This window comes from Micromonospora sp. NPDC005161, from assembly GCF_053599855.1.
The window spans coordinates 1-12,264 of the sequence record NZ_JBSFYQ010000042.1 but is presented as its reverse complement, the minus strand read 5'-3'; the positions used below and the strand labels follow the sequence as shown (position 1 = coordinate 12,264).

Genomic DNA, 12,264 nt, shown 5'->3' with positions numbered 1-12,264 from the left:
ATGCCGGCGCGTCGCAAGGCGCGCAAGCGGGCGCTGGACGTCCTCTACGAGGCTGACCTTCGGGACCGGCCCCCGGTCGAGGTACTCGCCGGCTACGTACAGCGGATCGAGCAGCCCCGACCGGAGCACCTGGGCTACGCGGCGAGCCTGGTCGAGGGGGTCGCCGAGCACCTCAACCGGATCGACGAGCTGATCGCCAGCTACGCCGAGGGTTGGACGCTGGAGCGGATGCCGGTGGTGGACCGCAACCTGGCCCGGATCGCGGTCTACGAGCTGCTCTACGTCGACGAGATCGACGACGCGGTGGCGATCAGCGAGGCTGTGGAGCTGGCCCGCCAGATGTCCACCGACGACTCGCCGCGCTTCCTCAACGGCATCCTCGGCCGGATCGCCGAGTACGCCACCCGCTGAGCGCACCCGCTCAGCACCCGTACCACGAAAGGGCCCGTGCCGGACGGCACGGGCCCTTTCGGTGGATCGGTGGATCAGGAGGCGAAGAACGCCCGGGGGTCGGCGACCAGCACACCGTGCTCGGTGAGCCGCTCGATCAGACCCGACGGCGAGGCGTCGTAGACGATCGCGAGCGCCCGCAGGTCGTCGGCGCGGATGGAGAGCACCCGGCCGTTGTAGTCGCCGCGCTGCTGCTGGATGGCGCGAGCGTAGCGGGCCACGTAGGCCAGGTCCTCGGAGGCCTCGTCGTAGAGCCGCTCCAGGTCCAGGACGATCTTGCTGGTGGGCTCGTGACGGACCCCGCTGCCGTCGGGCAGCAGCTCCGAGACGGGGACGCGGTAGAACTCGGCAAGCTCGGCTAGGCGGGACACCGTCACGGCACGGTCGCCGCGCTCGTACGACCCGACCACCACGGCCTTCCACCGCCCGTTCGACTTCTCCTCCACGCCCTGCAGGGAGAGACCCTGCTGTTGGCGGATGGAGCGCAGGCGGGCGCCCAGAGATTTGGCGTATTCAGAGGGCATTCGGACACTCCCAGTGCTGCTCGGGGTTCTCCCGTCGATCGCTACGGAGCGTGACGGTACGGGGAATGCGACACCTGGTCAAGTGGTCGTGACCCTACCGCTGGGGAGCAGCGGGGGAGTTATCCCCATTTCGCCGGCCTGATCCGCTGGTCAGCAGCCGCCGTCCATCCGCCCGGTGACCACTGGTAACGTGGCGTGAAGCCCCGGCCCAGGTCCGCCCGCGGTCCGGCCGGAGGTGCCCGACATCCTTTAACGACCCGTCCAGTGAGGCGGGGAAGGAGGTCCGCCGTGGCATACCCACCGGCTGCCCGCTCGTCACCACCGCGACAACCCTCGGTGAAGGTGATCCTCGCCAGCGCCGACGTGCAACGCGTGGTCGACCGCATCGCACACCAGATCCTCGAGAAGACCCAGGGCGCCGCCGAGACGGTGCTGCTCGGGATTCCCACCCGGGGTGCCCCCCTCGCCCGGCGGCTCGCCGCCCGGATCAGCACCTTCGAGGACGTCGCCGTCCCGGTCGGTGTGCTGGACATCACCCTGTACCGCGACGACCTGCGCCGGCACGCCACCCGCGCGATCGGCCCGACCGAGCTGCCGCCCGGCGGCATCGACGGCAAGCGGGTCATCCTCGTCGACGACGTCCTCTTCTCCGGCCGTACCGTCCGGGCCGCGCTCGACGCGCTCAACGACGTGGGGCGCCCAGCGTCCGTGCAGCTCGCCGTCCTGGTCGACCGCGGTCACCGGGAGCTGCCGATCCGCGCCGACTACGTCGGCAAGAACATCCCGACCTCGCTCGCCGAGAGCGTCAAGGTGACGCTCGCCGAGACCGACGGCACGGACGAGGTCAAGCTGTACGGGGGGACCACCTCATGATCAGGCACCTGCTCTCCGGCGCGGACCTGGACGCCGACACCGCCACCGAGATCCTGGACACCGCCGCCGAGATGGCCACGGTCGCCGGCCGCGAGATCAAGAAGCTGCCCGCGCTGCGCGGCCGGACGGTGGTGAACCTCTTCTACGAGGACTCGACCCGCACCCGGATCTCCTTCGAGGCGGCCGCCAAGCGGCTCAGCGCCGATGTGATCAACTTTTCCGCGAAGGGGTCCAGCGTCACCAAGGGCGAGAGCCTGAAGGACACCGCGCTGACCCTGCAGGCCATGGGCGCCGACGCGGTGGTCGTCCGGCACCCCGCCTCCGGCGCGCCGCACCGGCTGGCGAACTGGGTGGACGGGTCGGTGGTCAACGCCGGTGACGGCACCCACGAGCACCCCACCCAGGCGTTGCTGGACGCGTACACCATGCGGGCCCGGCTGGGCCGGCTGGCCGGCCTGTCGGTCGCGGTGGTCGGGGACGTGCTGCACTCCCGGGTGGCCCGCTCCAACGTGCTGCTGCTCTCCACCCTCGGCGCCAAGGTCACCCTGGTCGGCCCGCCCACCCTCATCCCGGTGGACATCGCCGCGGCGCTCGCACCCGGCACCGACGTCTCCTACGACCTCGACTCCGTGCTGCCCAACGTGGACGTGGTGATGATGCTGCGGGTGCAGCGGGAGCGGATGAACGACTCCTACTTCCCCTCCGCCCGCGAGTACGCCCGCCGCTACGGCCTCGACGGCCCGCGGATGCGCCGGCTGCCCGATCACGCGATCGTCATGCACCCCGGCCCGATGAACCGGGGGATGGAGATCACCCCCGAGGTGGCCGACTCGCCCCGCTCCACCATCGTCGAACAGGTCACCAACGGGGTCTCCGTGCGGATGGCCGTCCTCTACCTGCTGCTCGGAGGGAACAACCGGTGACCGCGTACCTGATCACCAGCGTGAGCGTCGTCGGCGCCGCGCCGACCGACCTGCTGATCCGCGACGGCGTGGTCGCCGAGGTCGGCCCGGGGCTGTCCGCCCCGGACGCCACCGTGCTCGACGGGACCGGGCTGGTCGCCCTGCCCGGCCTGGTCGACCTGCACACCCACCTGCGCGAGCCGGGCCGGGAGGACGCCGAGACCGTCGAGTCCGGCTCCCGCGCGGCGGCCCTGGGCGGCTACACGGCGGTCTGCGCGATGGCCAACACCTCCCCGGTCGCGGACACCGCCGGCGTCGTCGAGCAGGTCTGGCGGCTCGGCCGCGAAGCCGGGCTGGTCGACGTCCAGCCGATCGGCGCCGTCACCGTCGGGCTGGCCGGCGAGCGCCTCGCCGAACTGGGCGCGATGGCCGACTCCGCGGCCCGGGTGCGGATCTTCTCCGACGACGGGCACTGCGTCGCCGACCCGAAGCTGATGCGCCGGGCCCTGGAGTACGTCAAGGCGTTCGACGGGATCATCGCCCAGCACGCCGAGGAGCCCCGGCTGACCGAGGGCGCCCAGATGCACGAGGGTGAGGTCTCCACCCGGCTCGGCCTGATCGGGTGGCCGGCCGTCGCCGAGGAGGCGATCATCGCCCGGGACGTGCTGCTCGCCGAGCACGTGGGCAGCCGACTGCACGTCTGCCACGTCTCCACGGCCGGCAGCGTCGAGGTGCTGCGCCACGCCAAGGCGCGCGGGGTGCGGGTCACCGCCGAGGTCACCCCGCACCACCTGCTGCTCACCGACGAGCGGGCGGAGACCTACGACCCGGTCTTCAAGGTCAACCCGCCACTGCGTACCGCCGATGACGTCGCCGCCCTGCGTGCCGCCCTCGCCGACGGGGTGCTCGACGTGATCGCCACCGACCACGCCCCGCACGCCGTGGAGGACAAGGAGTGCGAGTGGGCGTACGCCCGGCCGGGGATGCTCGGCCTGGAGACGGCGCTCTCCATCGCGCTGGACGTGTTCGGCCCGCAGTGGGACCTGATCGCCGAGCGGATGTCGCGTGCCCCGGCCCGGATCGCCGGGCTGGCCGGGCACGGCGTCGACCCGGCGCCCGGGGTGCCCGCCAACCTGACCCTGATCGACCCGGCCGCCCGCCGCACCATCGAGCCGGCGGAGCTGGCCAGTCGCAGTCGCAACACCCCGTACGCCCGCATGACGCTGCCGGGTCGCATCGTGGCGACCTTCCTGCGTGGCGAGCCGACGGTCCTGGACGGAAAGGCTGTCAAGTAATGGTCAAGCGCAGACCAGCGATCCTCGTGCTCGAGGACGGGCGCACGTTCCCCGGTGAGGCGTACGGCAGTGTGGGGGAGACCTTCGGCGAGGCGGTCTTCACCACCGGCATGACCGGCTACCAGGAGACCCTGACCGACCCGTCTTACCACCGGCAGGTGGTGGTGCAGACCGCGCCGCACATCGGCAACACGGGCGTCAACGGCGAGGACGACGAGTCCGGCCGCATCTGGGTGGCCGGGTACGTGGTGCGCGACCCGGCCCGGATCGGTTCGAACTGGCGGGCCACCGGCAGCCTCGAGGACCGGCTCGCCACCGAGGGCGTGGTCGGCATCAGCGGGGTGGACACCCGAGCGCTGACCCGGCACCTGCGTGAGCGGGGCGCCATGCGGGTGGGCATCTCCAGCGTGGACAACGACCCGCAGAGCCTGCTGGCCCGGGTCCGGCAGGCGCCGCAGATGGTCGGCGCGGACCTCTCCACCGAGGTGACCACCCCCCAGCCGTACGTCGTCCAGGCGATCGGCGAGCACCGGTTCACCGTTGCCGCGCTGGACCTGGGCATCAAGCGCAACGTTCCCCGCCGGCTCGCCGCCCGCGGGGTGACCACCCACGTGCTGCCGGCCTCCTCGGGCATCGACGACCTGCTCGCCACCGGCGCCGACGCGATCTTCCTGTCGCCCGGCCCCGGCGACCCGGCCACCGCCGACGGCCCGGTGGCGCTGGCCCGGGAGGCGCTGCGGCGGCGGGTGCCGCTGTTCGGCATCTGCTTCGGCAGCCAGATCCTCGGCCGGGCGCTCGGCTTCGGCACCTACAAGCTGGGCTACGGCCACCGGGGGATCAACCAGCCGGTTCTCGACCGGGCCACCGGCAAGGTCGAGGTGACCAGCCACAACCATGGCTTCGCGGTCGAGGTGCCCGGCGCGGGGCACGGCGCGGTGGTACCCGATCAGGTGATCGACACCGACTTCGGTGGCGTCCGGGTGTCGCACGTCTGTCTCAATGACAACGTCGTCGAGGGGCTGCGGGCCGTGGACGTGCCCGCCTTCACCGTTCAGTACCACCCGGAGGCGGCGGCCGGCCCGCACGACGCGGACTACCTCTTCGACCGCTTTGCCGAGCTCATCGAGGGCCGGATCCACAGCGAGGGGCGCAGCAATGCCTAAGCGGACCGATCTCAAGCACATCCTGGTGATCGGCTCCGGGCCGATCGTCATCGGGCAGGCTTGCGAGTTCGACTACTCCGGCACCCAGGCCTGCCGGGTGCTGCGCAGCGAGGGGATCCGGGTCAGCCTGGTCAACTCCAACCCGGCGACCATCATGACCGACCCGGAGTTCGCCGACGCCACGTACGTCGAGCCGATCACCCCGGAGTTCGTGGAGCTGGTCATCGCCAAGGAGCGCCCGGACGCCATCCTGGCCACCCTCGGCGGGCAGACCGCGCTGAACACCGCGGTCGCCCTGCACGAGGCCGGCGTGCTGGACAAGTACGGCGTGGAGCTGATCGGCGCGAACATCGACGCGATCAACCGCGGCGAGGACCGCCAGCTGTTCAAGGAGATCGTGGCGAAGGCCGGGGTCCGCCTCGGCGTCGACGACCCGACCGCCCTGGTGCCCCGCTCGCGGGTCTGCCACTCGATGGACGAGGTCGAGGCGACCGTTGCCGAGCTGGGCCTGCCGGTGGTGATCCGGCCGTCGTTCACGATGGGCGGCCTGGGTTCCGGTATGGCGCACACCCCGGAGGACCTGGCCCGCATCGCCGGTGACGGCCTGTCCGCCAGCCCGGTGCACGAGGTGCTCATCGAGGAGAGCGTGCTCGGCTGGAAGGAGTACGAGCTCGAGCTGATGCGCGACCGGCACGACAACGTGGTGGTGGTCTGCTCGATCGAGAACGTCGACCCGATGGGCGTGCACACCGGCGACAGCGTCACCGTGGCCCCGGCCATGACGCTCACCGACCGGGAGTACCAGAGCCTGCGTGACCTGGGCATCGCGGTGCTGCGCGAGGTCGGGGTGGACACCGGCGGCTGCAACATCCAGTTCGCGGTCAACCCGGTCGACGGCCGGATCGTCGTGATCGAGATGAACCCGCGGGTGTCGCGCTCCTCGGCGTTGGCGTCCAAGGCGACCGGCTTCCCGATCGCCAAGATCGCGGCCAAGCTGGCGATCGGTTACACCCTCGACGAGATTCCCAACGACATCACGTTGAAGACCCCGGCGGCGTTCGAGCCGACCCTGGACTACGTGGTGGTGAAGATTCCCCGGTTCGCGTTCGAGAAGTTCCCCGGCGCGGACCCGGAGCTGACCACCACGATGAAGTCGGTGGGCGAGGCGATGAGCCTGGGGCGCAACTTCAGCGAGGCGCTGAACAAGGCGATGCGCTCGATGGAGACGAAGGAAGCCGGCTTCTGGACGGTGCCGGACCCGGCCGACGCGACGCGGGAGAACACCCTGACCGCGCTGCGGATTCCGCACGACGGCCGGCTGTACACCGTCGAGCGGGCGCTGCGCCTCGGTGCGTCGATCGCCGAGGTGACCGCGGCCTCGGGTGGGATCGACCCGTGGTTCCTGGATCAGATCGCCGCGCTGGTTGAGCTGCGCGCGGAGATCGTGGACGCTCCGGTGCTCGACGCCGAGCTGCTGCGCCGGGCCAAGCGGGCCGGCCTGTCCGACCGGCAGCTCGCCGCGCTGCGGCCGGAGCTGGCCGCCGAGGACGGCGTGCGTACGCTGCGGCACCGTCTCGACGTGCGCCCGGTCTACAAGACCGTGGACACCTGCGCGGCCGAGTTCGAGGCGAGCACGCCGTACCACTACTCGACGTACGACTCCGAGACCGAGGTCGTGCCGTCGGACCGGCCGAAGGTGCTGATCCTGGGCTCCGGCCCGAACCGGATCGGGCAGGGCATCGAGTTCGACTACTCGTGCGTGCACGCTGTTCAGGCGCTGCGGGGCATCGGCTACGAGACGGTCATGGTCAACTGCAACCCGGAGACGGTCTCCACCGACTACGACACCGCCGACCGGCTCTACTTCGAGCCACTGACCTTCGAGGACGTGCTGGAGGCCTGGCACGCCGAGGACTCCTCCGGCCGGGCGGCCGGCGGGCCGGGCGTGGTCGGTGTGATCGTGCAGCTGGGCGGGCAGACCCCGCTGGGGCTGGCGCAGCGGCTCAAGAACGCCGGGGTGCCGGTGGTCGGCACCTCCCCGGAGTCGATCCACCTGGCCGAGGAGCGGGGCGCGTTCGGCGCGGTGCTGGCCCGGGCCGGGCTGCGCGCGCCGGCACACGGCATGGCCACCTCGTACGACGAGGCCAAGACGATCGCCGACGAGATCGGCTACCCGGTGCTGGTCCGGCCGTCGTACGTGCTGGGCGGGCGGGGCATGGAGATCGTCTACGACGACCCGACTCTGCGCGACTACATCGGCCGGGCCACCGACATCTCCCCGGACCACCCGGTGCTGGTGGACCGCTTCCTCGATGACGCCATCGAGATCGACGTGGACGCGCTCTGCGACGCCGACGGTGAGGTCTACATCGGCGGGGTGATGGAGCACATCGAGGAGGCCGGCATCCACTCCGGCGACTCGTCCTGCGCGCTGCCGCCGATCACCCTCGCCGGTTCGCACCTGGCTGAGGTTCGCCGCTACACCGAGGCGATCGCCCGCGGTGTCGGCGTCCGTGGCCTGCTCAACGTGCAGTACGCGCTCAAGGACGACGTGCTCTACGTCCTGGAGGCCAACCCGCGGGCGTCGCGGACGGTCCCGTTCGTCTCCAAGGCGACCGCGGTGCCGCTGGCCAAGGCGGCGGCCCGGATCGCGCTCGGCGCGCGCATCGCCGAACTGCGCGCCGAGGGGCTGCTCCCGGCGACCGGGGACGGTGGCACGATGCCCGCCGACGCGCCGATCGCGGTGAAGGAGGCGGTGCTGCCGTTCAAGCGCTTCCGTACCCGCTCCGGCAAGGGGATCGACTCGCTGCTCGGGCCGGAGATGAAGTCGACCGGCGAGGTGATGGGCATCGACACCAACTTCGGGCACGCCTTCGCCAAGAGCCAGTCGGCCGCGTACGGCTCACTGCCGACCGCCGGGAAGATCTTCGTCTCGGTGGCCAACCGGGACAAGCGCGGCATGATCTTCCCGATCAAGCGCCTGGCGGATCTCGGCTTCGAGATCGTGGCGACCACCGGCACGGCCGAGGTGCTGCGGCGCCACGGCATCGCCTGCGAGCAGATCCGCAAGCACTACCAGGCCGGCGAGGGAGACGACGCCGTGTCGCTGATCCTCGGCGGCGCCGTGGCGCTGGTGATCAACACGCCGCAGGGTTCGGGTGCCAGCGCCCGCTCGGACGGCTACGAGATCCGCAGCGCCGCGGTCACAGCGGACATCCCGTGCATCACCACGGTCCCCGGTGCCGCCGCGGCGGTCATGGGCATCGAGGCCAGGATCCGCGGCGACATGCAGGTCCGTCCCCTCCAGGATCTGCACGCCACCCTCCGGGCCGCCCAGTGACGGTGTTCGAGCGGGCGGTGCGGCCGTGGTTGTTCCGGATCGGGAGTGGGGACGCGGAGGCGGCGCACGAGTGGACGCTGCGCCGGTTGACCGCGCTGTCTCGGCGGCCGGTCGCACTGGCGGCGCTACGTGCCCGGTACGCGGTCCGGGCGCCGCGCACGGTGTTCGGCGTGGAGTTCCCCAACCCGGTCGGGTTGGCCGCCGGGATGGACAAGGACGGGGCGGCGCTGGCGGCCTGGCCGGCGCTCGGCTTCGGTTTCGTTGAGGTCGGCACGGTCACCGCGCACGCCCAGCCGGGCAATCCCCGGCCGCGCCTGTTCCGGCTGCCGGCCAGCGAGGCGGTGGTCAACCGGATGGGCTTCAACAACGCCGGCGCCGCCGCGCTGGCCGCCCGGCTGGCCGCGCTGCCGCGCCCGATCGGCGTACCGCTGGGCATCTCGCTGGGCAAGTCCAAGGTGACGCCGCTCGACGAGGCGGTCGAGGACTACCTCGCCTCGTACCGGGCGCTGCGCGGGCACGGCGACTACTTCGCGGTGAACGTGTCCTCACCGAACACCCCGGGGCTGCGCTCGTTGCAGGACCGCGCGCACCTGGACGCGCTGCTCGCCGCGCTGGTCGGGGAGAAGCCGGTGCTGGTCAAGATCGCACCTGATCTGACCGAGGCGGCGATCGCCGAGCTGCTGGAGGTCTGCCTGGCCCGGGGAGCGGCCGGGGTGATCGCCACCAACACCACCCTGGCCCGGGACGGTCTCGCCCCGGTGGACGCCGAGCGTGGCGCCCAGGCGGGTGGCCTCTCCGGCCGGCCGCTCACCGGCCGCGCGAGGGAGGTGGTCGCCTTCGTGCACCGGGAGACCGGCGGCCGACTGCCGATCATCGGCGTCGGCGGGGTGCTGGACCCGGACGACGCGGCTCGGATGTTCGACGTCGGCGCCGCCCTGGTGCAGCTCTACACCGGCTTCATCTACCGGGGCCCGGCCCTGGTCCGCGCCGCCGCCCGCGTGCCGGGGCCATCCCCGGCCCCGGTCGGCGGGCGGTGACCGGTCCGGTGCCCGGCGCCGGTCGCCGGACGCTGACCGGTCCGGTGCCCGGCCCCGGTCGGCGGGCGGCAGCTAGGGCGGCGCCGGTTCGGCTGTCCGCTCGGGTGCCGATCCCGGTGCCGGTCCGGCGCTCCGGCCGGGTGCCCACCTCGTTCCCTTTGCTCTGCTTCACCCCACGCAACGGCCGCCGTCCGATATCCGGACGTCGGGTGGTGCGTCCGTTGAAGCAGAGCAAAGGCAGCCGGTGGGTCCCCGCGCCCGCGCCTGCGCCTGCCGCCGCGCCTGCGCCCTGGCCCGGGCCCGCCGTGCCCGTTGCCCCACTCGCGAACGCCATGAAGGAGCGCGCGTGACGCCCGAGGAGATCCTGACCGCCGACCGGGCGCACGTCTGGCACCCGTACACCTCACTGCCGCCGGCGAACCCGCCGTACGTGGTGCAGAGCGCCGAGGGCGTACGGCTGCGGCTTGCGGACGGCCGGGAGCTGGTGGACGGGATGTCGTCCTGGTGGGCGGCGATCCACGGCTACCGGCACCCGACGTTGGACGCGGCGGTGACCGACCAGCTCGGCCGGATGAGCCACGTGATGTTCGGCGGGCTCACCCACGAGCCCGCGGTACAGCTCGCCCGGACCCTGGTGGACCTGGCCCCGGACGGCCTGGAGCACGTCTTCCTGGCCGACTCCGGCTCGGTCAGCGTCGAGGTGGCGGTGAAGATGTGCCTGCAGTACCAGCGGGCCGTCGGACGGCCGCAGCGGCGCCGGCTGGCCACCTGGCGGGGCGGCTACCACGGCGACACGTTCCACCCGATGAGCGTCTGTGACCCGGAGGGCGGGATGCACCACCTCTGGGGCGACGTGCTGCCCCGGCAGGTCTTCGCACCGGTTCCGCCGGGCGGGTTCGCCGATCCGCCCGACGAGGCGTACGTGGCGGCGCTGGTGGACACGGTCGAGCGGCACGCCCACGAACTGGCCGCGGTGATCGTCGAACCGGTGGTGCAGGGCGCCGGCGGGATGCGTTTCCACCATCCGGGGTACCTGCGGGTGCTGCGGGAGGTGACCCAGGCGCACGGGATCCTGCTGATCTTCGACGAGATCGCCACCGGCTTCGGCCGTACCGGCACGATGTTCGCCGCCGAGCACGCCGGGGTGACCCCGGACGTGATGTGCGTGGGCAAGGCGCTCACCGGCGGTTACCTGACCCTCGCGGCGGCCCTCTGCACCCCCCGGGTGGCCCAGGCGATCTCCGCCAGCGGCGTGCTGGCGCACGGGCCGACCTTCATGGGCAACCCGTTGGCCTGCGCAGTGGCCAACGCGTCCATCGGGCTGCTGCGGGCCGGGGACTGGGCGGCGCAGGTGTCCAGGATCGGTGCCGGCCTGCGCGCCGGGCTGGAGCCGCTGCGCGGCACGCCGGGCGTGGCCGACGTGCGGGTGCTCGGCGCGATCGGGGTGGTCCAACTCGATCACGAGGTCGACCTCGGCGCGGCCACCACGGCGGCGGTCGACCGGGGGGTGTGGCTGCGGCCGTTCCGCGACCTGATCTACACGATGCCGCCGTACGTGACCGGCGACGCCGACCTGGCCCGGATCGCGTCCGGCGTGGCGGCGGCGGTGGCGGCCGGCTGAGCCGGTTCAGAGCTACCCGTGGCGGGCTGCCGCCCGGACGAGGAGAGGGGAACTACCGGATGGAAAGCTTCGGCACCCGGCTGCACCGGGCCGTCAGCGAGCGGGGACCGCTCTGCGTGGGCATCGACCCGCATCCCGGTCTGCTGGCCCGCTGGGGCCTCACCGACGACGTTCAGGGGCTCGACAGGTTCACCCGGACAGTGGTCGACGCCCTCGGTGACCGGGTTGCGGTGGTCAAGCCTCAGTCGGCCTTTTTCGAGCGTTTCGGGTCCCGCGGCGTGGCGATTCTTGAGTCAACTATCCGACAGTTACGCGATGCCGGCTCGCTCGTTCTGCTGGACGTCAAGCGCGGCGACATCGGCTCGACGGTCAGCGCGTACGCCTCCGCGTACCTTGATCCATCCAGCCCGTTGTATGTCGACGCGGTCACCGCGAGCCCCTACCTGGGGGTGGGTTCCCTGGCGCCGATGTTCAAGCTGGCCGCCGAGCACGGTGGCGGGGTGTTCGTGCTGGCCCTCACCTCGAACCCCGAGGGAGCCGCCGTGCAGCGGGCCCGCACGGCCGACGGGCGCACCGTGGCGCAGACCGTGATCGACGAGATTTCCCAGCTCAACAGGGGTGCGGCCCCTCTCGGCAGCTTCGGGCTGGTGGTCGGCGCGACCATCGGAGACACCGGTCACGACCTCTCCGGGGTGGGTGGTCCGCTGCTCGCGCCGGGGCTCGGCGCGCAGGGTGCCGGTGCTGCCGATCTGCGGACCGTCTTCGGTCCGAGCCTCGCCGCGGTGCTCCCGTCGTACTCCCGGGAGGTGTTGTCCGCCGGCCCCGACGTCGCCGCCCTGCGGGCCGCCGCGGACCGGGTGCTGGCCGACTGCCGGGGCGTTCTGGCTGCCCGGTGACTGACTGACGGCTCGGTCACTTTGCGATGATCATCGCGCGTCCACGTTGCCGAAAGCTCCGTTGGCCGCTAAGGGATGTCTCGTAACTGGGTGAAGGCGTTGCCCGGCACCGGGCCGGTGGTCAGCCGGTGAGGATGATGTTGTGGAGGTTGGCGATGCCGGA

At 72.1% G+C, this 12,264-nt stretch carries 10 protein-coding genes; 9 read left to right on the top strand and 1 reads right to left on the bottom strand.

All coding sequences use genetic code 11. From position 1 onward, the window contains the following. Complete coding sequence (gene nusB, locus ACWD5O_RS29850; protein WP_450087380.1) at nt 1-411, top strand: transcription antitermination factor NusB; 411 nt, start codon at nt 1-3, stop codon at nt 409-411. Between the two features lie 74 nt (nt 412-485). Here the strand turns inward: nusB and bldD are convergent, their stop codons facing one another. Beyond that, nucleotides 486-974, bottom strand: coding sequence for a transcriptional regulator BldD (gene bldD / locus ACWD5O_RS29845; protein WP_007458348.1), 489 nt, complete (start codon nt 972-974; stop codon nt 486-488). A gap of 288 nt (nt 975-1,262) precedes the next feature. Between bldD and pyrR the strand changes: the two genes are divergently transcribed. The 8 genes from pyrR (at nt 1,263) to pyrF (ending at nt 12,101) form a co-directional block, all read left to right on the top strand. Further along, nucleotides 1,263-1,847, top strand: coding sequence for a bifunctional pyr operon transcriptional regulator/uracil phosphoribosyltransferase PyrR (gene pyrR / locus ACWD5O_RS29840; RefSeq protein WP_354964233.1), 585 nt, complete (start codon nt 1,263-1,265; stop codon nt 1,845-1,847). Further along, nucleotides 1,844-2,770 (top strand): aspartate carbamoyltransferase catalytic subunit, encoded by a 927-nt coding sequence (locus ACWD5O_RS29835; RefSeq protein ID WP_354964234.1) that lies wholly within the window; start codon nt 1,844-1,846, stop codon nt 2,768-2,770. The genes pyrR and ACWD5O_RS29835 overlap by 4 nt, the downstream gene beginning before the upstream one ends. Further along, nucleotides 2,767-4,044, top strand: coding sequence for a dihydroorotase (locus tag ACWD5O_RS29830; RefSeq protein ID WP_450087346.1), 1,278 nt, complete (start codon nt 2,767-2,769; stop codon nt 4,042-4,044). The genes ACWD5O_RS29835 and ACWD5O_RS29830 overlap by 4 nt, the downstream gene beginning before the upstream one ends. Beyond that, nucleotides 4,044-5,207 (top strand): glutamine-hydrolyzing carbamoyl-phosphate synthase small subunit, encoded by a 1,164-nt coding sequence (gene carA / locus ACWD5O_RS29825; protein WP_450087345.1) that lies wholly within the window; start codon nt 4,044-4,046, stop codon nt 5,205-5,207. Before ACWD5O_RS29830 ends, carA begins: the two co-directional genes overlap by 1 nt. Beyond that, complete coding sequence (carB, locus tag ACWD5O_RS29820; protein WP_450087344.1) at nt 5,200-8,547, top strand: carbamoyl-phosphate synthase large subunit; 3,348 nt, start codon at nt 5,200-5,202, stop codon at nt 8,545-8,547. The genes carA and carB overlap by 8 nt, the downstream gene beginning before the upstream one ends. Then, nucleotides 8,544-9,584: a quinone-dependent dihydroorotate dehydrogenase gene (locus ACWD5O_RS29815; protein ID WP_450087343.1), complete on the top strand. Its 1,041-nt coding sequence runs from the start codon at nt 8,544-8,546 to the stop codon at nt 9,582-9,584. The genes carB and ACWD5O_RS29815 overlap by 4 nt, the downstream gene beginning before the upstream one ends. Nucleotides 9,585-9,930: 346 nt before the next feature. Continuing rightward, nucleotides 9,931-11,205, top strand: a complete 1,275-nt coding sequence (locus ACWD5O_RS29810) for an adenosylmethionine--8-amino-7-oxononanoate transaminase (protein ID WP_450087342.1) — start codon at nt 9,931-9,933, stop codon at nt 11,203-11,205. 59 nt (nt 11,206-11,264) lie between these two features. Continuing rightward, on the top strand, nt 11,265-12,101 hold the full coding sequence (pyrF, locus tag ACWD5O_RS29805; protein ID WP_354964240.1) for an orotidine-5'-phosphate decarboxylase: 837 nt from the start codon (nt 11,265-11,267) through the stop codon (nt 12,099-12,101). The last annotated feature ends 163 nt before the right edge of the window (nt 12,102-12,264 follow it).

Bases quoted from the DNA above. Each gene is read 5' to 3' on its own strand.
- nusB (WP_450087380.1), top strand. From the start codon at position 1: ATGCCGGCGCGTCGCAAGGCGCGCAAGCGGGCGCTGGACGTCCTCTAC.
- bldD (WP_007458348.1), bottom strand. From the start codon at position 974: ATGCCCTCTGAATACGCCAAATCTCTGGGCGCCCGCCTGCGCTCCATC.
- ACWD5O_RS29835 (WP_354964234.1), top strand. From the start codon at position 1,844: ATGATCAGGCACCTGCTCTCCGGCGCGGACCTGGACGCCGACACCGCC.
- carA (WP_450087345.1), top strand. From the start codon at position 4,044: ATGGTCAAGCGCAGACCAGCGATCCTCGTGCTCGAGGACGGGCGCACG.
- carB (WP_450087344.1), top strand. From the start codon at position 5,200: ATGCCTAAGCGGACCGATCTCAAGCACATCCTGGTGATCGGCTCCGGG.
- pyrF (WP_354964240.1), top strand. From the start codon at position 11,265: ATGGAAAGCTTCGGCACCCGGCTGCACCGGGCCGTCAGCGAGCGGGGA.